This window comes from Pararhizobium arenae (genome assembly GCF_001931685.1).
GTDB lineage: Bacteria > Pseudomonadota > Alphaproteobacteria > Rhizobiales > Rhizobiaceae > Pararhizobium > Pararhizobium arenae.
In genome coordinates this window covers 382,488-401,976 of record NZ_MOOY01000001.1, presented here as the reverse complement: position 1 = coordinate 401,976, position 19,489 = coordinate 382,488, and the positions used below count along the sequence as shown (strand labels likewise).

Annotated in this window: 15 protein-coding genes; 7 read left to right on the top strand and 8 right to left on the bottom strand. The window is 60.2% G+C overall.

Going from position 1 to position 19,489, the window contains the following annotated elements; all coding sequences use genetic code 11:
* Positions 1-86: 86 nt before the first annotated feature.
* On the bottom strand, positions 87-506 hold the full coding sequence (dksA, locus tag BLX89_RS01975; RefSeq protein WP_056326545.1) for an RNA polymerase-binding protein DksA: 420 nt from the start codon (positions 504-506) through the stop codon (positions 87-89).
* Positions 507-894: 388 nt separating this feature from the next.
* On the opposite strand from dksA, the gene BLX89_RS01970 reads away from it, so the two are divergent.
* The 4 genes from BLX89_RS01970 (at position 895) to BLX89_RS01955 (ending at position 6,093) form a co-directional block, all read left to right on the top strand.
* Positions 895-2,868, top strand: coding sequence for a putative bifunctional diguanylate cyclase/phosphodiesterase (locus BLX89_RS01970; protein ID WP_075288957.1), 1,974 nt, complete (start codon positions 895-897; stop codon positions 2,866-2,868).
* A 57-nt stretch (positions 2,869-2,925) separates the two neighbouring features.
* Complete coding sequence (locus BLX89_RS01965) at positions 2,926-3,432, top strand: SixA phosphatase family protein (RefSeq protein ID WP_075288956.1); 507 nt, start codon at positions 2,926-2,928, stop codon at positions 3,430-3,432.
* A 106-nt stretch (positions 3,433-3,538) separates the two neighbouring features.
* Positions 3,539-5,014 carry a YcjX family GTP-binding protein gene (locus BLX89_RS01960; protein WP_075288955.1) on the top strand — a complete coding sequence of 492 codons (1,476 nt, stop codon included), beginning with the start codon at positions 3,539-3,541 and terminating at the stop codon, positions 5,012-5,014.
* Positions 5,011-6,093, top strand: coding sequence for a YcjF family protein (locus tag BLX89_RS01955; protein WP_075288954.1), 1,083 nt, complete (start codon positions 5,011-5,013; stop codon positions 6,091-6,093). The genes BLX89_RS01960 and BLX89_RS01955 overlap by 4 nt, the downstream gene beginning before the upstream one ends.
* 15 nt (positions 6,094-6,108) lie before the next feature.
* Here the strand turns inward: BLX89_RS01955 and BLX89_RS01950 are convergent, their stop codons facing one another.
* Together BLX89_RS01950 and BLX89_RS01945 are read right to left on the bottom strand one after the other, a co-directional pair.
* Positions 6,109-6,903 carry a molybdopterin-binding protein gene (locus BLX89_RS01950; RefSeq protein ID WP_075288953.1) on the bottom strand — a complete coding sequence of 265 codons (795 nt, stop codon included), beginning with the start codon at positions 6,901-6,903 and terminating at the stop codon, positions 6,109-6,111.
* The gene (locus tag BLX89_RS01945; RefSeq protein WP_083637297.1) at positions 6,900-7,751 is read right to left on the bottom strand and encodes a cytochrome b/b6 domain-containing protein; all 852 of its coding nucleotides are present in this window, start codon (positions 7,749-7,751) and stop codon (positions 6,900-6,902) included. Before BLX89_RS01945 ends, BLX89_RS01950 begins: the two co-directional genes overlap by 4 nt.
* Before the next feature lie 235 nt (positions 7,752-7,986).
* Here BLX89_RS01945 and BLX89_RS01940 point away from each other — a divergent pair, with 235 nt between their 5' ends.
* Entirely contained in the window at positions 7,987-8,538 is a 552-nt protein-coding gene (locus tag BLX89_RS01940; RefSeq protein ID WP_075289233.1) for a hypothetical protein, read from the top strand.
* A gap of 35 nt (positions 8,539-8,573) precedes the next feature.
* Here BLX89_RS01940 and folK read toward each other — a convergent pair whose 3' ends face one another.
* The 3 genes from folK to folP are packed head-to-tail and all read right to left on the bottom strand — an operon-like array spanning position 8,574 to position 10,388.
* The gene (gene folK, locus BLX89_RS01935; RefSeq protein ID WP_075288951.1) at positions 8,574-9,119 is read right to left on the bottom strand and encodes a 2-amino-4-hydroxy-6-hydroxymethyldihydropteridine diphosphokinase; all 546 of its coding nucleotides are present in this window, start codon (positions 9,117-9,119) and stop codon (positions 8,574-8,576) included.
* Entirely contained in the window at positions 9,112-9,480 is a 369-nt protein-coding gene (folB, locus tag BLX89_RS01930; RefSeq protein WP_075288950.1) for a dihydroneopterin aldolase, read from the bottom strand. The genes folK and folB overlap by 8 nt, the downstream gene beginning before the upstream one ends.
* A complete protein-coding gene (gene folP, locus BLX89_RS01925; RefSeq protein ID WP_075288949.1) occupies positions 9,477-10,388 on the bottom strand; it encodes a dihydropteroate synthase in 912 nt (303 codons plus the stop codon). The genes folB and folP overlap by 4 nt, the downstream gene beginning before the upstream one ends.
* A 240-nt stretch (positions 10,389-10,628) precedes the next feature.
* Here folP and BLX89_RS01920 point away from each other — a divergent pair, with 240 nt between their 5' ends.
* Positions 10,629-11,213 carry a DUF922 domain-containing Zn-dependent protease gene (locus tag BLX89_RS01920; RefSeq protein ID WP_245292744.1) on the top strand — a complete coding sequence of 195 codons (585 nt, stop codon included), beginning with the start codon at positions 10,629-10,631 and terminating at the stop codon, positions 11,211-11,213.
* A gap of 431 nt (positions 11,214-11,644) precedes the next feature.
* Here the strand turns inward: BLX89_RS01920 and BLX89_RS01915 are convergent, their stop codons facing one another.
* Both BLX89_RS01915 and BLX89_RS01910 read right to left on the bottom strand, forming a co-directional pair.
* On the bottom strand, positions 11,645-11,965 hold the full coding sequence (locus BLX89_RS01915; RefSeq protein WP_075288947.1) for a 2Fe-2S iron-sulfur cluster-binding protein: 321 nt from the start codon (positions 11,963-11,965) through the stop codon (positions 11,645-11,647).
* A gap of 306 nt (positions 11,966-12,271) precedes the next feature.
* On the bottom strand, positions 12,272-12,637 hold the full coding sequence (locus tag BLX89_RS01910) for an Hpt domain-containing protein (protein WP_075288946.1): 366 nt from the start codon (positions 12,635-12,637) through the stop codon (positions 12,272-12,274).
* 515 nt (positions 12,638-13,152) lie between these two features.
* Here BLX89_RS01910 and BLX89_RS01905 point away from each other — a divergent pair.
* Positions 13,153-19,455 carry an apolipoprotein A-IV repeat region-like domain-containing protein gene (locus BLX89_RS01905; protein ID WP_075288945.1) on the top strand — a complete coding sequence of 2,101 codons (6,303 nt, stop codon included), beginning with the start codon at positions 13,153-13,155 and terminating at the stop codon, positions 19,453-19,455.
* Positions 19,456-19,489: the final 34 nt, after the last annotated feature.

Sequence of the window (19,489 nt, the reverse complement as noted above, 5' to 3'; positions counted from 1 at the left end):
ACGCACCGCCAAGCACAGGAAAGTTCCCAAAAAAAAGGGAAAGGCGCAGGTTGCCCCGCGCCCTCTCCCATTCATCTTACGCGGGATTATTCATCCCGGTAAACTTTTTCTCGACGCTCGTGGCGTTCCTGCGCCTCGATCGACAAGGTCGCGATCGGGCGTGCGTCCAGTCGCTTTAGGCCGATGGGTTCGCCGGTTTCCTCGCAGTAACCGTATGTCCCCTCATCCAGACGCTGCAAGGCTGCATCGATCTTGGAAATAAGCTTCCGCTGACGATCGCGGGCTCTCAGTTCGATTGCCCTGTCGGTTTCGGAAGAGGCCCGGTCGGCGAGATCCGGGTGGTTTGCACTTTCCTCCGCGAGATGGCCCAGTGTTTCTCTGGCTTCACGAAGTATGTCATTTTTCCAGGCATTCAGCTTTGCTCTGAAATATGCCCGCTGATTGGCATTCATGAATTCCTCGTCTTCGGAAAGAACAAAGGAACTAAGATCGATCTTCTCACTCAACGCGATTCTCCTGAAGAACATCTCATTGCCGGGGTGTATAGACCCATGAAGGCTCGGTTTCAAGCCTCCCGGATTTTGCATACCAGCTTTTTAATATTGCATAGAACAAAGGCTAACCGGCTAATATTTCAGCAAAATTACAAACAACCTAAATTCTGGGGAAACACGCCTCGCGACGTTTCTACGCCAGGCCACGGCAATCTCTTGTTTTGTCTGGGGACCGAAGAAATCCTCCGACACACGCCCATGCGAAGGCTTGCACAAAGATTAGGCCTACCTCTGCGACACCCCGAAGATTCGTTTCGGTCATTTTGTCTATCTCAAGGATATTTCAGTAATATTTCATCTTTTAACGTAAGGATGGGCCCCGAAACTGGGAGAGAAGTCGATGTTTCGTCGCTTGAGGGCGTTTCTGGCGGTCGATGCTGAAAACCGTGAACTGATCAGGGCCCAGCAAGCCGCGTTCACGCGGCAGATTCCGCTGCTCTACGTCATGTTGATGGTGAATGCGGTGGCATTGGCAGCCACGCATTTCAAAATTGCTCCGCTTTACCTGACCGTTTATGCGCCGCTTGCGCTTTGTCTGGGATGCTGCATTCGTATCCACGGCTGGTGGCTGACCCGCCAAACCGAAGCGGATCACAGCCAAGCGGTCAGGCAACTTCAAAGCATTGTCTATGTCGGCATCGCTATCGGCACCGGCTTTACGGTCTGGTCGCTTTCGCTCTTTCCCTATGGTGACGCCTACACCCAAAGCCACGTCGCCTTTTTCATGGCGATTACGGTTATTGGCTGCATCTTCTGCCTGATGCATCTGCGCACCGTCGCCCTGATGATCACGGCGGTCGTGCTTGTGCCGTTCACGTTGTTCTTCCTGTCGACGGGAAACCCGGTCTTCATGGCGATCGCCATCAACATGGCCATCGTCACGATCCCGCTCGTCTACATCCTGCTGAAACACTACGACGTGTTCACCAAACTGATCGAATCGCAAAAGGCGATCCTGGCGAAGCAGGAACAGCTTCAGGCACTCAGCGACGACAATCGCCGACTGGCCAATATCGACAGCCTCACAGAACTCCCGAACCGGAGGCAATTCCGTACCGAATTTGTTCGACGCCTGCAGCACGCCTCCGAACGGCAAGGCACACTGGCGGTGGGTATTGTCGATCTGGACGGCTTCAAGCCCGTCAACGACGCCTTCGGACACGCAGTTGGGGACAAACTGCTGATGGAAGCGGCCCGTCGCTTGCGAGCGTTTGCGGAACAGGGCGTCTTTGCGGCCCGACTTGGCGGCGACGAATTCGGTTTGCTTATTGAAAACGATCAATCCGACCTCGACCTCAAATCACTTGCCGACAGAATATGCGCGAGCCTTCGTGAACCGTATTGCATCAAGGGCATCACCGCCAAAGTCTCGGCGTCGCTCGGCCTCGTCAGCTTTCCTGAAGGTGGCCAAAACGCCGTCCAATTGTTCGAGCGCGCCGATTTCGCGCTTTATCACGCAAAACAATACGGCTGTGGACAGGCCATCCTGTTTTCCGAGGAGCACGCCCATCAGATCACCCGCCGCAGCCGGGTCGATCAGGAGCTTAAGAATGCCGATCTGGAGAAGGAGCTTTCGGTTCTCTTCCAGCCGTTTGTGGATAGTCAAACGCTCACCACGATCGGTTTCGAGGCCCTCGCCCGCTGGGACAATCCGTCCCTTGGACGCATAACACCGGACATCTTCATTCCGGCGGCCGAACGCGCCGGGCTTATGTCTCAAATGACACTTGCGCTTTTCACGAAAGCCCTCGATGCAGCGAGACAATGGCCGGACGGTACGCGGCTCTCCTTCAACCTTTCGGCTAAGGATATCGTTTCGTCGGCGACGATCGATGCCATTCTGACCATGCTGGCCAAGAGTGGTTTCAACGCGTCAGATCTCGATTTTGAAGTGACCGAGACCTCCGTGATGGCCAATTTCGAGCTGGCCAGCTCGAATCTGACCCGCCTGATGGACCACGGCATCGGTATCGCGCTCGATGATTTCGGTACGGGACAATCGAGCCTCAGTCATGTCCATCGTCTGCCGCTGCGCAAGATCAAGATCGATCGCAGCTTCATCACCTATATCGACACCAATGTCCTCAGCCGCAACATCATCAGAACGATCGTCGATCTTTGCCGCAACATCGATTGCGTCTGTGTCATCGAGGGCATGGAAACCCAGGAACAGGTGACGATTTTGCGCCTCCTTGGATGCGGAGTGATGCAGGGTTACTATTTCGGCCGACCGATGCCGCTGGAGGAAACGCTTGTACGCCTGCAAAATGAGGCGCGCCCGGACAGTGGCAATTTAGCTGCCGCCGTGGCTTGATCTTTTTCCGACACCGGTCGAAAAACAGTTCTCCGAATGAACCGTCAGGAGCACTGGATGTCGTCTGCCTTCCGTCTTTATCTCCTGCGGCATGCCCGCGCCTCCTGGGCACAGCCCGGGCAGACGGATTTCGAGCGAACACTGGATGATGTCGGCTACGCCGATGCCGAAATCATGGCAAACACGGCTACGGATCAGGGGTTTCGTCCGGATCTCGTTCTCTGCTCAACCGCAGCGCGCTGTCGCCAGACGATAGAACCGTTTCAACGCGCCGCAGGCCAGGATCTGGAAATCCGCTTTCTCGACACGCTCTATACAGGCGATATGGAAACCTACAGAGCCCTGATTGCCGCGAATGGCGATGTGGGCTCCCTGATGCTGGTCGGACACAACCCGTCCATCCAGGACGTGTTCTATTCTCTGACAAGCCGCACTACGTCGGAAAATGCCGCTCCGCACGGCTTTTTGCCGGGCATGCTCGCCGTCATCGATTTCACCGCATTTTCGCAGGTCACCACCGGCCCGCCCGGCATTTTGACTGCACTTCTCTCTGCTCCTGCCTGACTGAACACGGTGCACGCCTTTTTTCGCGCCGATCCCTGTCCTATATCGGCGGTGTATCGCCGAGTTCGCCGTCCAGCGGCCCATCACACTTCAGGATCGAAAGCCCTTGCCGTCATTTCTGACCCGCCTTGCGGACGATACCCGGATCGCCATCGACAATCTCTCCGATCGAGCCTCAGGCCTCGTCAATCCCACATTGCGACTCGGGGTAACGGGGCTCTCGCGAGCCGGAAAGACGGTCTTCATTTCATCCCTCGTTCACAATCTCCTCAACGGTGGCCGGCTTCCGGTGTTCGAGGCCGTTCGCTCCGGTCGCGTTTCGAAGATCAGGCTGGAGCCGCAGCCCGACGACGCCGTACCGAGATTTCAATACGAAGATCACATCGCGGCGCTGGTGCGCGATCGTCTCTGGCCGGAATCAACCCGCGCCATCTCCCAACTGCGCATCAGTCTCGATTACGAAAGCGCGAGCGGCTGGAACCGCATGTTCGGAACCGGCAAGCTGTCCATCGATATCGTCGATTACCCCGGAGAATGGCTGCTCGACCTGCCTCTGCTGAACCAGGATTTTCGGGCATTCAGCCAAAAAACGACGGAGCGGGCGGCAACCGGGATCCGCGCTGAACTTTCCGCAGAGTGGCGAAACGTTGCGAGGACCTTCAATCCATCCGAGCCCGCCAGCGAAGATCACGCCCGCCGCCTTGCAGAAGCATTCGCGGCTTATTTGCGCGCTTGCAAGGCGGACGAGCGCTCGCTTTCAACCCTGCCGCCCGGCCGGTTCCTGATGCCCGGTGACCTCGAGGGTTCTCCGGCCCTGACCTTTTCACCCCTGCCCGACCTGCCGGAAGGGCCGGCGAAGAAGGGTTCACTGCACGCAATGATGGAACGTCGCTACGAAGCCTATCGCACGCACGTCGTCAAACCGTTCTTTCGCGAACATTTCGCTCGTCTCGACCGGCAGATCGTCCTCATCGACACTTTGCAGGCTTTGAACCGAGGCCAGGAATCGCTGCATGATCTCGAGGAGGCTCTCGGGGATGTGCTCGCGTGCTTTCGCCCGGGCGGGAACTCGTTTCTCTCGTCGCTGGTCGGCCGGCGGATCGACAAGGTGCTCATCGCGGCCACCAAGGCCGATCACCTCCACCATGAAAGCCATGACCGGCTGGAGCGCATCACCGCCCGGATCGTGGACCGCGCGGTCGAACGCATCGGCCTCTCCGGGGCGGGATTGGAGGTGATGGCGATCGCCTCCGTGCGGGCAACGCGCGAAGCGACCGTCAACAGCAATGGTCACGTCCTGCCCGTGATCGTCGGCACGCCGATCGCCGGCGAAACCATCAATGGCGAGACATTCGACGGGGAGAAGAAAACGGCGATCTTTCCTGGGGACCTGCCGGCGGACCCGCAATCTCTGTTCCTAGAAGGCTGGCCGCGCACGGAGGCAAGCCTTGTCCCGCAGCTCAACTTCGTCCGCTTCCGGCCGCCCCATCTAGAGCAGACGGACGGAGGACTGAAGCTCTCCGTGCCCCACATACGTCTTGACCGGGCCATGCAATTTCTCTTGGGAGACCGTCTGGCATGACCGACGAACGCTCAAACAAGGGCCGCAGACCGGCCGCTTTCACCATCGAAAACGAGCCCGCGGGCGCATCCGCTGCGCCGCGCACCCCCGCTAGTTTCGATACCCGTATCGAGATGACCGCGGATGCGGACGATCCGTTTCTTGCAACGACGGTGACGGAGGACGATCTCCTTCTTGAAGAAGCGAGACCCCGCGCCCGCCGATTTTCCTTCGCCAAGCTTGCCTTCGGCGCACTCGGAGTCCTGATTTCGCTCGCGGTCGGTCTCTGGGTCGATGCGCTGATTCGCGATCTTTTCACGCGATCCGACTGGCTGGGCTGGGTCGCTATCGCCGCGGCGTGCCTCACAGTCGTTGGCCTGATCGCGATCATTGCTCGCGAAATAGCGGGGCTCTTCAGGCTGAATGCCGTGCAATCCCTGAAGCAGGAGGCACAGGATGCCCGGCTTGGCACCTCTGCAAAACCGGCGCGCGGCGTGATGAACCATCTCGTCAACCTGCTTGCGACCAAGGCGGAAACGGCAGTCGGTCGCAGGCGGCTTGCCGAGACCGAGGGCGAGATCATTGATGGGCCTCATCTTCTCGACCTGACGGAACAGGAACTGCTGGCGCCGCTCGACAGACAGGCTCGCCGCCTCATCCTCAATGCGTCCAAACGTGTTTCGGTCGTGACGGCCGTCAGCCCGCGCGCCCTCGTCGATCTCGGCTATGTCATCTTTGAATCTGTTCGGCTCGTGCGGGCCATGGCCGATCTATACGGCGGGCGGCCCGGTTCACTCGGATTGCTCAGGCTGTTTCGCGATGTCATCGCGCACCTGGCCGTCACGGGTTCGATTGCCGTGGGAGACAGTCTGGTACAGCAGGTGGTTGGCCACGGCGTTGCCTCCAAGCTGTCAGCCCGGCTTGGAGAGGGCGTGATCAACGGCCTGATGACGGCGCGGATCGGCATCGCAGCCATGGATCTTTGCCGCCCGATGCCCTTTCACGCCGTAAAACGACCGGGCGTCGGGGACTTCCTGTCCGACCTCGCCCCCGGTTTTTCGCGACCGGTACGCTCTTCGCAAGCCACGGAAAATGGATAGCAGGGCGATCGAGGTTTATATCCCGGCGTACCAGTCGTAGCCGAAGTCCTCCCAGAAACCGCCCTTTCCTCTCCCGAACGGAGCGAGCGTCGAGGCGAGTTCGATCGAGCGGATGTATTTCGCCATCTTGTATCCCAGTTGGCGTTCAATGCGCACGCGCAGCGGCGCACCGTTGGCAACTGTCAGCGTCGCATCATTGCAGCCATAAGCCAGGATCGTCTGTGGATGGCGGGCATCGATCAGATCGATGGATTCGTAGTAGCCGGGCTGACCCGCGCCGCCCATGTTGAGGCTGTCGAAGCAATGGAACACGACAAATCGCGCTTCAGGCTTCACTTTTACCTCGTCCAGCAACCGCGAGAGTGGCACGCCGGACCATTTGGCGATGCAACTCCAGCCCTCGACGCAATCGTGCCGCGTGATCTGGTTGCGCGCCGGCATGTTCCGCAGTTCCTGAAGACTGTAGCTTGCGGGCTGTTCGACGAGACCGTGGACCTGGAGGCGGTAGGTGGAAAAGGCGTCCGCACGAAGGGCGAGATAGGCTTCGTCATTTGGATCGGTCGAGCCGTTGGGTCTCTGGCCCTGGCGAATTTCCGACGCGGAAAACTCCGGCGCGAGCGTGTCGGCGCCGATCAGCAGGCGCTGCACCCTGTAAGTCAGTCCGTTCGCGGACGCCATGGTGGCCCGTACCGCGCTATCACCGGACAGCAGGCCATCAAGGGCATCGCAGCCGGCCAGGGGCAAGGTTGAAGCCGCGACCCCTGCGGACGTAAGGAACCGACGACGGCTGAGCTTGAAGCCTGTTTTCACTTGCGGAACTCCCCTCCCGGCATTTCACCGGAGACCCGGTAGCGTCCGGTTAAGATGGAGCGCAGCTCGTTGATCGGACCTGCGGCAATGACCATGACGATATGAATGACGAAGAACGCGACAAGCAGCAGCATCGCCACAAAATGAAGTGTACGCGCCGTCTGGCGACCACCGAAGATATCAAGCAACCACGGCCAAGCCGCATTCATAGACGGAGACATTGTCAGCCCCGTCAGGATGATCAGCGGAAACAGAATCAGAAGCACACCGGCATAGGAGAGTTTCTGAAGGACATTATAGCGCCCGTCATGCCGGAACCTGAAGCGCAGGTGTTCACGGATGCTTTGCGGGATGGTTCGAATCTCCCTTGAGGACGGAAGGATATCGCGGCGAAGATGGCGATTGACCAGACTTGACAGCAGCCAGACGAAAAACGTGACGACGAAAATCCACGCAAAGAAAAAGTGTATCACTCTGCCCGTCGCCAGATCCTGATAGCTGGGGAGCGTCGCCCACGCAGGAAAGGCGCGGTAGGACGGCGCAGTATCGGGACCGCTCACGCCCAGGACGCCTGTCGTATCGAAGCCCGCGCCAAAGATCGTGGTGACGCCCTCGACCCGCCCTTGGGCATCCTGCATCGCCCTGATGGAGAAAATATCGTTTTTGAACTCGAAGCCTGACTGCTCGCCAATGTAGAGCGTCGGATGCGCATTGAATATCTGGAGGCCGCTGAGAAGCAGGAAGAACAGCGCCACAGCCCACGACCAATGGGTGATCCGGGTTATCGCCCCATGGCGCAGAATCACTTGCCCTGCTTCCGGAGAATCAGTTTCTACATTGCCCGCCATCGGTCGCCTCCTGTTCTGCAAGTCCTAGCAAAAGCCAATGCTGTTTCCTACGCACAACGTTTTCAACCGGCTGCACGAGCCCGTGAACTTACCGTGAAATAGAGTTTTCAAGGCTTTGCATGAAACATTTCGTGAGCGTCGTGGACACGAGTACACCCGCCCCGGAAACTCTCCATTAACCATTCGGGTGCAAATGTTCTCCTACATTCCTGACATTGACCTTCAAGGATCGTTTATGTTTACGCGCCCTTCCCTGATCGCTCGCGGCATGGCCGCCGCCACGATTGCAGCCCTCTGCCTCAGCGCGTCCCCGGCCCTTTCGGGCAGCCGCGACAAAGCGTTCTTCGAACAGGTTTCCGGCCAGTGGAAAGGCCCGGGGGAAATCGTTGCCGGCAAATACAAGGGCACGAAATTCACCTGCGACCTGACCGGCGACGTGGTCGAAGGTTCCGGTGCCGGCATCAAGCTGGATGGCTTCTGCCGCGTCGGCGTCTTCAAGCAGCCGATGTCAGCCGTCATTACCCAGAATGGCAAAAGCTACAGCGGCAAGTTTCTGGACGGCGCAGAAGGCAAGGGCCTCGATATCGTGTCTGGCAATGTTGCCAAGGACAAGGTCGTCGTCGGCATCAATCGCAAGAAGCTGAATGGCGCAATGATCGCACGGCTTCAGGACGAAAAGACGATGAACATAACGATCTCCGTCAAGGTCGAGGAAACCATGGTGCCGGTAATCGGGCTCAGCCTGAACCGCCAGCTGGACGATCTTGCAGTCGGCTCCATCAAGTAATCAGGCATTCAAGCCGAGGTTTTGCAAGGCATCGCTCAGGCGGTGCCTTTGGCGTTTCTGGCCCCGGTATTGCGCCACCAGCCGCGATCGCCGTCGGCAATTTCGATGCCTGTCGTATCGGTATCGGCGAGCCACTCATTGACGGAGCGGCCACCAACGACATGATGTGGAGCAAAATCCGCAAGCGGCATCAGCACGAAACCGCGCGACGTCATGCGCGGGTGCGGGATTTCCAACCGTGCATCAGACCGCACCGCATCATCAAAGAGCAGGATATCGATATCGATGGTACGTGGACCCCATCTTTCCAGCCGTTCGCGCTTCATATCGCGCTCGATTGAGAGGCAAACCTCAAGCAACTGTTCCGGGGAAAGATTCGTTGCGACGGCTGCACAGGCGTTGAAGAACCATGCCTGATCGGTCTTTCCCCACGGCGGGGTGCGGTAAAGCCTGGACACGGCGACGATGGCGCAATGGGCATGCGTATCCAGCCTTGCGATTGCCTGCGCCATGGATGCCCTGGCATCGCCGATGTTGCCACCCAGACCAAGCGCCGCCCAATGCTTCATCCCCTCACGCATGATGCTCTACGGTGACCTCGACGTAATCGAGCACGCCGGGGACCGGTGCGTTTGGCTTGCGGATCGAGATTTTCGCGCGCCTGATCTGCGAAAAGCGGGAACAGAGAGTGGTTGCGACTTCAAGCGCCAGGGCCTCGATGAGGTAACGACGGCGACCCGTGATGATCTTTTCGATCTCGGTGAAGGCGATGCCGTAATGCACCGTGTCGCCGATGGAATCATCCACGAGTGCACTGCCCTGCTCGACATCGAGTTCCGCATCGACAAAGAAGCGCTGACCCAGAAACTCCTCTTCGTCATGAACGCCGTGACGCGCGAAAAAGGCACAGTTCTTGAGTGTGATCGTATAGGTCGCGGTCATGGTTCCATCCCTTTTGTTCTTACGTCCACCATAGCATCCGCCACCGCAAGGGCGTCCCTGTTGATTGCGACATCATGTACCCGAAAAACCGCAGCGCCTGCGAGACGCAGGATGGCAGTCGTCGCCGCCGTCGCCGGATCGCGCCGATCCGCGTCCCGATCCGTTACAGCGCCCAAAAACCGCTTGCGAGACGTACCGGCAAGGACTGGCAATCGCAAAGCATGCAACTCGTCGAACCTGTTCATCAACTCGATATTTTCGGCCACATCCTTAGCGAATCCGAAACCTGGATCGAGGACGATCCGCTCACGCTCCACGCCAGCGGCCTCGGCGATGCGCAAGGAGCGCTCCAGAAACAGGAATTGATCGGCGATGACATCAGGATGCTTTTCCCTGTCGCGCCCCGTGTGCATGATGCAAAGTCCCGCACCGCTTGCAGCGGCGACGGCAGCAATCTCAGGTTCGCGCTGCAGCCCGTGGACGTCGTTGATGAGGTGCGCGCCTGCCGCAACGGCAAGACGCGCGGTCGAGGCTCGATAGGTGTCGATCGAGATGATCGCGTTTTCCAGGCGGGTCAGCGCCTCGATCACCGGAAGCACACGGTCCTGTTCTTCGGCGGCGGAAACCTGTTCGGCATCGGGACGCGTCGATTCCCCCCCGATATCGAGTATCGTTGCACCCTCTCGCACGCATTGCAGGGCATGCTCTACGGCCTTTTCCACGCTGTCATGACGACCACCGTCGGAAAAGGAATCCGGCGTCACGTTGATAATCGCCATCAAATGGCCACGCGGACCGAGGATCAGGCTGCGACCGTGCGCGAGGCGCCATTCCAAGGCGGAAAACGGATCGAACCGGGAGGGGCCCGGTTCGTGGTCCGTCAGAGACGGCCGTTGCTGTTCGATCATTCCACCCTCCTGTCCGACCGTGCCGGTATCTGGTCCTATGGTAAAAACACGCGCAACCCCCTGCAATAACGCCATTTTCCGGCACGTCATCGTGATCGGTTGCCCGATGTCGGATGTGATTTGCTGTTGCACTCCGGCTGGCTATGCCTCAAGGTCCGGGCGAGTTCAACCGCGCAGATATTGATTTCCATGCAGCACGCCCGCAACTTCTTCGCCGCGTTCCTCGGCCTTTCACTTGCGATGGCAGGCAATGCCGGTGCACCGCGGGCTGAGACGTTGACCAGCAAGTCGGTCACCTATTACTCCATCAACGGTAAAACCGCCGCGGACCTGGACGAGGCGCTTTCTTCGGGCGGCCCGTTGATGAAATCGACCGGCAACCGGCACCCCGGAGCAACCCGGATCAAGTTCGGCGGCACCATCACCTATGTAAAGCGTGGTGATCGCTGTGCGGTTGGCAGCGCCAAGGTAACATTGAACACAAAACTGATCCTTCCGCGCTGGAAGAACCGCGGTAAAGCCGGGCGCGAACTCGCACTGGTCTGGGACACGCTCTCGAGCGATATCAAGCGGCATGAAGAGCGCCATGCCGAAATCGCCCGCAACCACGCGCGCGACATGGAAAAGACGTTCCTGTCCCTGCGCCCGGAGGCCGATTGTGAGCGCATGCAGGCAAGCGTTGCACGCGCCAGCGAAAACGCGATCCTGGCTCATGACAAGGATCAGGCCCGTTTCGACAGGACCGAAGCAGTGAACTTCGATCGCAGGATGGTGCGTCTTCTGAAACATCGTCTCGACGCAATGTCCGACCAGAAAAATCCCTGATCTGCTGCGTCCGTAGCGGCGGCGCCTAACGGCAGAACCTTGCGCGAAGCTTTCCTGTCAACAGTATATCATTGGTGAATTCTAGCGATAGAATACACCAGTAGGATGCGCTATTGTCCAATCATCGAAGGAAGCAAGCAAAAACGCACTTCCCTAAGACAGGTCGGATCACCCGAGTTTAACGATCATGATGATCGTGCGGTCCGAAGTATAGTTTCGCGTTAGACTGGCTCTTGCAGGAGCGATTTTCGACCTGCCAGCTGCCACAGCGCATGATGTGTTCTCCTGGCGTATCCTTATGCAGCAGATGCTCCCTCCCTCATCTGCATGCGATGCGCCCTCCTGGCCTCGCTCGTCGGTTCCGGCAAGCGAGGCTTTTTTTTGCCTTTCATCCAGCCTGAAGCGTTTCGGAATTCAAGGCGCAGAAAATGTCAGGCCTGACGCTCGGGAACATGAACGACCAGCCCGTCTAGGGCATCGCTCATCTTGATCTGACAGGACAGGCGAGAGGTCGGCTTCACCTCATAAGCGAAGTCAAGCATGTCCTCTTCCATCGCTTCCGGCGGGCCAACGACTGCTGACCAGGCATCGTCGACATAGACATGACAGGTCGCGCAGGCGCACGCACCGCCGCATTCCGCCTCTATACCAGGCACGGAGTTGCGAACCGCATTCTCCATCACGGTAGAGCCGTTCTGGACATCGAAATCATAATGGGTGCCGTCGAAGGCGATGATCTTTAGCTTGGTCATAAGGGTCTCGGTTGCTTGCCTTTGTGCCTCCACACACCGCAACGAACGGCAGGTGGATGAATGTGCTTCGCTCATCGCGGCAGTTTCGCGGAGTTCAGAAGCGCAAGGCCGCAAGCGTTGCGGGTCAGGCGACGACCTCGTCCGTGAGAAAAAACCGCCCTCACCGGCGGGTGCCGGCTGATTGTGGCGAACTGGCAAAAGTTCTTCCACGAAATGCTTTGGCGCGTCAACAGTGGCTCCTCATGGCAAAAGCCCGCAGCCTCACGGCCCGGGCTCTTCAAGGAAACAACGGCGTATGGCCGGGCTTCAGCGGCAAAGCTTGAGGATGAAAAGTTCCGTATCCAGAATTGCGGCGCTCAGCGCAGACAGGTGAAGCGGCTCTTCCGGGTCGGTTTCGAGCGCCGCCGCCGCGTCCGCGACCAGGAAAGCCCCTACCCCAAGCGCCGCGCCTTTGAGGCGATGCGCGATCTCGCTTCGGGAGCCTTCCTTTTCAGAAAGACCCTTCATAAGCTGACGCGTCTGTCGGGCGAACAGCTGCAGCACTTCTATCTCAAGCGCCTTGTCACCCATCGTCTGGTTCGACAGGTGCTGCAGGTCGATTGCCTTGCCCGGCACGGCGCGTGCCGTAACCGAATTGTCGGGAGCTTCGAATGCGATCTGGAGTGCCGCCATGTGCCAATAATCCCTAGCGTTGTTCTCGTGACTTCCGGCGGCGGGGCTCCCCCGCTTTCGCCCGACGTCTCCGCTTTCCTGCGCTGGATACAGTCTGCGGAAAGCGGCGCTGCTATCAGATTAAAACCGGGCCGAAAGAAGGCGGATTTCGCGTGGTATGGTTAACGTCGGATAAACCGCAGGATTCCAAGGGGTTCCAGCCCCGAAAAGCAGCAATCGCATTAAGAAATTGTTAGCATTTTAACGAATGATCCGGCGCCTTAATTGTAAGAAACCAGTGAATGTGTCACTACGGTACGTTGAGAAACCTGTTTTTGCCGCGTAGGGCAAAAGGTATCGAGTGGCCGCTTGAAAGCGCCACAATGCGTGACTGGTAATGGGTGCAGGCAGAGATCTTGTGCAGATGCGTTCTCGCAAAATCTCGTCGATACCATTCTGACCGGAAAGATAAGCTTCAGGCAGCCCCCTGCTGACGGCATTTTCCGGCGGACAATTTAGTAACGAGGCGTATCCGCATGGCGACGAACAAGACCACCGAGTCGATCGACGACAAAGCATTTCAGGCGCTGGAAGACGCCCTGAAAATCGACTTTGACGAGCTGAAGTCCGCCGTCAGCGACAAATCCTCGCAGGATACGGGCCGCGCGGCCTCGGCAGCGCCGCAACGAGCAGCACGCCCCGCTTCCGAGCCCGCCAAAACCGCCGAACCGCCACGAAGCCTCAATCCTGAACCGGCCCCTAAGTCTCCCTCTTTTGCCGCAGCAAACGACGACACCCGCAAATCGCCGGCTGCGGTTCTGCGCTCGCTCGACATCCGTTCAAGCCGCACGAGCATGCGCGTGGCCGCTCTCGTTTCCGTTCTCTGGGCTCTCGGCGGTCTCGGCGTCGCAAACCTGCTCTACGGTCCGGAAATCTGGCAGATCCGCTCGCTCAACGATCTCGCGGCCATGCCGGGTGCGATCGGCGTTGCGATCTTCATTGTCCTGCCGATCATGCTGTTCTTCTCTTTCGCGCTGATGATCTCCCGCGCCCACGAACTGCGCAGCGCCGCGCGGTCCATGGCGGAAGTGGCGCTTCGCCTTGCAGAACCGGAAACGGCTGCGTCCGAACGCATCATGACCGTCGGCCAGGCGGTTCGTCGCGAAGTATCGGCGATGAACGAGGGCATCGAGCGTACGATCGCCCGCGCAACCGAGCTTGAAACGCTCGTCCACTCCGAGGTCAACGCGCTGGAACGCAGCTACAGCGACAACGAACTGCGCGTTCGTACCCTCGTGCAGGAACTGGGTCTGGAGCGCGAAGCGATCGTGGGCCACGCCGAGCGCATCCGCTCTTCGATTTCCGGCGCCCATACCCAGCTGAAGGATGAGCTGAGCCAGGCAAGCGACGAGATTTCCTCGCGCCTCGCAACATCGGGCGAAGCCTTCGCGTCGCTGATCGAAACCCGCGCGGCCACGCTGATGGAGCGCACGACGGGCGCGGCGCAGACCATCGACACGATGCTCTCCACCCGCACCGATGCCATGCTCTCCGGCCTGACGACCGCTGGCGTAAAGCTTGGCAACGAGTTCGACACACGCCTCGAAACGCTGAGCCAGACGCTCGCCAAGCGTGGCCAGCAGCTGCTCGGCCAGTTCGAGACCCGCGCCTCCACGTTGGATGCCAATACCGAGAAGCTCAACGCTGCGCTGAACGAGCGCGCACGCCAGCTCAACGAAACCCTGATTGCCCGCACCCGTGATCTGAACGAGAGCCTGAATATCGGCCAGCAGGCAATCGTCGGCGGCCTCGACGACGTTCTCAACACGCTGAACGCGACCCTGGACGAAAAGGGCGCAAGCTTCCGCCAGAGCCTTAAGAGCAGCGCTGATGATGCCATCATGGACCTCGACCTGCGCTCCGGCTTCTTTGAAGAGAAGCTTCAGACCACGGTCGGTCAGCTGGCAACCGCCTTCGACGGCCGTTTCCACGAATTCGCATCGGCCTTCGACAAGCGCGCCGGCCTGCTTGACAGCAAGCTCAGTGAAAGTCTGGCACGGATCAACGATTCCGTCGCCGGAGGCTCCGATGCCATCGGCGGCATTCTGGACAAGGGCCTCGTGCAGTTCGAAACGGCCATTGCCGACCACTCGCTGACGATCGCAACGACGCTGGGCACCACGCAGGAATTCATCGAGGAAACGCTCACCACCCGCACGGCGGCGCTCGGCGAAGCCCTCGGCAGCGCGCATCAAAAGATCGACGAAGTCATGACGGAGCGTTCAAGCGGGCTGATGAGCGCGCTGACATCCGCGCAGGACCGTATCGAAACCGGGTTTGCCAGCCGCGCAAGCGCCCTTGAGACAGCGCTTGGCGAAACCCAGCAGCGCATCGGCGAAGCACAGGATCGCATCACCCAGACGCTTGACAGCCGCACCAGCGGCTTCATCGAGGGCCTCCAGGCAATCCATGGGCGGATCGAGGATACGCTCGCCAACCGGGCAGACGATATTACCAGCGCGATCGCGGCAACGCATCACCGCCTCGACAACACGCTGGCCGAACGCACGCTCGATCTTTCAAGCGTTCTGGCTGCAAGCTCCGAAAGCATCGATCACGCCTTCGAAGGAACGGCAGAGCGTCTGGATGCCATCATGGCGCAGCGCACCGGCGCCTTGACCAGTGTTCTGGCGACGTCCGTCGGTTCGATCGACGCCACGATCAGCGGCACAACGGACCGGTTGGATGCCGTTCTGAGTGAGCGGCATCGCGCGCTCAGCGATACGCTTTCCGCGTCTGCGGGCGCGGTCGAAACGGCCGTCGGCAGCGCGACTGAGAAGCTCGGGTCACTACTGTCGGAAGGTCATCGCGCTCTTGGCGAGACATTGACGACCTCCACGGGTTCGTTCGAGACCACCATCGGCGAAACAACCCAAAAACTCGACGTGCTGCTCTCCGAGCGCCATCGGGCGCTGGGCGACACGCTTGCAAGCCATACCGAGAAGCTGGACGGAGCCCTCGCCGAGCGTTCGAACGAGATTGCCGGGCTGATGGCCGCGCGGGCAAACGAAATGGCGGACGCCCTGACCAGCCGAACCGAAGAAATCGCGGACAACCTTTCGTTCCGCACGACGGTCATCGCCGAAACCATGGCCGATCGTGTGAGCGACATCGAGAGCCAGCTGTCGGACCGCATCGCGCTGGCCGCAGAAAACCTGACCGGGCGCGTCAGCGAAATCGCAGGTACCATGACGGAGACCACCGGCCGTGCGGCGGAAAGCCTCGCGAGCCATGCCTCGCAATTGGCCTCGACCATGCACGACCGCACGGGCGAGATCGAGCGGACGCTGTCTGATCGCGCCGAACAGCTTTCGAGCACCCTTGCCTCAACCCACGACCAAATCCGCACGACGCTTGACGACCGTATCCAGACCATCAACAGCGTGGTCGAGGGCGGCCGCGAGCAGCTCTCCGAACTGCTGGGTGACCAGGCGATGTCGCTTGCAACAACGCTCGCCACGAGCGCCAGCATGCTGGAGATGACCCTGGAAGAACGGCAGGCCGCGCTGGGAAGCACGATCGACCGCAGCGCCGAGGCACTGGAACAGCGCGTGCTTTCCAGCACGGCCCATCTGACCGGGCAGCTTGCGGACACGGCCGATCAGATCGGCCGGGCTGCCGATACGCTGAGCGGACGCATGGAAGATTCGCTTTCGGCCATCAACGGCCGCCTTGAGGATACCGGCTCACGTATCGAAAACAGCCTCGGCTCGCTGGAGGACCGTATCCGCAGCAGCATCAGCGGCGTGGACGAAATGGTGGACGGCGCCAGCCGGCGTATCACCGACACGCTGGAAAGCCGCACGGCAGCCCTGCAGGCCGTGGCTGAGACGACATCCAGCCGCATCACCGATGTTCTCGCCGGGCGCGTCGCCGAAATCGATACGATCAGCGAGACGGCCAGCCGCCGGATCGCCGAAACTCTCGACAGCCGCACCAGCGAACTGCAGCGCATCACGGAAACGACGACAGCGCGGATTGCCGACACACTCTCGGAAAAGGTGGCCGAACTCGGCAGCACCGCCGACAGAGCGAGCCGCGAGATCGCGGATACGCTTTCCGGTCACACGGCCGAGATCAGCCGGGTCAGCGAAGACGCCGCTGTGCGTATCGAGGCCAGCATCGAAAGCGGCACTGGCCGGATCGAGGAACGTCTCGGCACCATGGACCGCGCCCTCAACATCGGCCTCGACAACGTCAGCAGGACGATCGAAGGCAAGGCGGCAGTTCTGGTGACGGGTCTGCGTGGCGCCGTCAGCGAAGCCTCCGAGGGCATCGACGCGGAAGCAGCCCGCTCGTCCGCCATGCTGGCCAAGGCCGGCGAAGACTTCACCCAGGCTCTCGCCGCCCGGCAGGCCGACTTCCAGAGCGCAATCGAGCAGACAGCGGCAAATGCAGCCATGCGCAGCGCCGAACTCGCTCGCTCCGTGGGCGCCGCCTCCGACAATGCAGCCGCCCGTATTGCCGATGCCCAATCCCGCCTGACCGAACACAGCAGCACCCTACAGCAGAACCTCAGCGAGGTCGAAAAGGCGCTGGAAGCCCGTGGCAACGCCATCCGCACCAGCCTGGACGAGCGCACCCGCGAACTGAATTCGATGCTTTCGGGACGCGCATCGGAATTGTCGCGCATCATCGAGGAGCAGGCACGCCCGGTCATCGACCAGTACGCCCGCACCGGCCAGGAAGCAGCCGAGCGCATCTCGTCCGCGGCGCAGGAAAGCGCAGCCCGCCTGCGTGCCGAAAATGCAGCGCTTCTCGAAAGCCTCACCAGCCAGACCGGCGAAACCCTCAACGCGATTTCCAGCCGTGCCGAAGAAACCGCAGAGGCGATGCGCATGGTTGAAAACCGTCTGCAATCGACCGCCAGCGGTCTCATCGAACAACTGGCGGCCAGCAACACCGCAATCTCCGGCGTTATCGAGCAGGCCAGCTCGAATCTTGGCGCGATGGATGCGCAACTGGAATCCACGACCGCACGGTTCAGCGAATCGGCGGCGCGGGCATCCGACATGCTGTCCACATCCTCTCGCCTTCTCGAAGGCCGGGTCGACAAGCTCGTTACCATCTCCGGCGATACGCTGTCGCAGATTGGCGGCATTGTCGGCCGGTTCGAGGATCACTCGCGGGTTCTCGGCCAGGCGTCCGACCTTCTTGCCGCCGCCCAGTCGAACCTCGTCAGCACGCTCGAAGAGCGCCAGGAGGCCCTTCGCACCCTTTCGGTCGGACTTGTCAGCCGCTCCGAGGAAATCGAAAAGACGATGCACGCGCTTGAAGGTTTCGTCGATGGCGCATTCCAGCGTGCCGAGGAACGCTCGGGCATGGTGGCCGCAAATCTTCGCACCGGCATCCAGAGCTCGTTCCACGATGTCGGTCGCGTTCTGACCGAAACCGAGGAACGGACGGCCTCTGCCGCCCAGGCGATGGCGGCAGCCGTGATCAAGGCCAGCGAAGACGCTGGCGCTTCCGTCGAAGGATCCTTCCTGCGGGCCGAAGAACGCTCGCGCGAAGTCGCAGGCAACCTGCGTGCCGGCGTCCGCTCGTCGCTCTCGGACGTCAACAAGACGCTTTCCGAAGCCGAAGAGCGCGCCGCAAGCGCTGCCGAGGCCATGCGCAATGCGGTCGCAAAGGCCAGCGAAGAGGCGGGCTTGACCGTCGAAAGCGCCTTTATTCGCGCAGAAGAGAAGTCGAAGGAAGTCGCAAGCCGCCTGCGTGGCAGCATCGGCGCTTCGGTATCGGATATCGATCGTATGCTGGCAGAGAACGGCAAAAAATCGGATATGGCCGTCGAGACGATGCATGCAAGCATTCGTCAGGCCGTGGAAGATGCGGTCGCGCGTTTCAGTGGCGCGACAGACGACATTCGCCGCTCCGCCAGCGAGATCCGCAAGGAACTCGATCTGACGCGCGAAGAGCTCAAGCGCGGCGCTTTCGACCTTCCGGAAGAGGCCAAGGAAAACGCCTCCATCATGCGTCGTGCCGTTGGCGAACAGATCAAGGCCCTGCAGGAGCTTTCCGAAATCATCGGCAAATCGTCCGGACAGCTTGAAATCGCCCAGCCAGTTTCGGCGCGCCCGGCCGCCCAGCAGCAGGCTCCCGCCCCACAGACGCGGGCCATCAGCCAGCCGGATATCGCATCAGTCTTGCGCGAGGAACAGCCGGCGCTGCGCGGCAGCCTCGGCTTTGAAAATCGCGCAGCCGATCCCGCAAGGGCTCCCCAGGTCGCTCAGCGACCTGTTGCGCAGACCCCGCCAGCCCGTCAACCGCAGACAGGCGCGGACGTGCGTGGCGGCGGAGATGAAAACGGCAGTGGCTGGATGCGCGACCTCTTGCGCGGCGCCTCCCGCGAAGACCAGCCGGCCGCAACACCTGCGGCACAGCAGCGTACGGCCGAACCCCAGGCGCAGCGCGCTCCGGAAAGCCGCAATCCTCGCCATGTGATGGAATCTCTGAACTCGTTGTCTGTCGATATCGCCCGGGCGATCGATCATGATGCGTCCGTGGATCTCTGGCGCCGTTACCAGCGTGGAGAGCGCGACGTCTTCACTCGCCGCCTCTACACGCTGAAAGGCCAGCAGACGTTCGACGAGATCAAGCGCAAATACGATCGCGAACCCGAGTTCCGCACTGCAGTCGATCGCTACATCGGCGATTTCGAAAAGCTGCTCGCCGATGTAGCCCGCAACGATCGCGACAAGGTCATGACCCAGAACTATCTGACGTCGGATACTGGCAAGGTCTACACGATGCTGGCACACGCGGCGGGCCGCTTCAGCTAAAGCGCACAAACCTCCGAATTGACTTGATAAATCC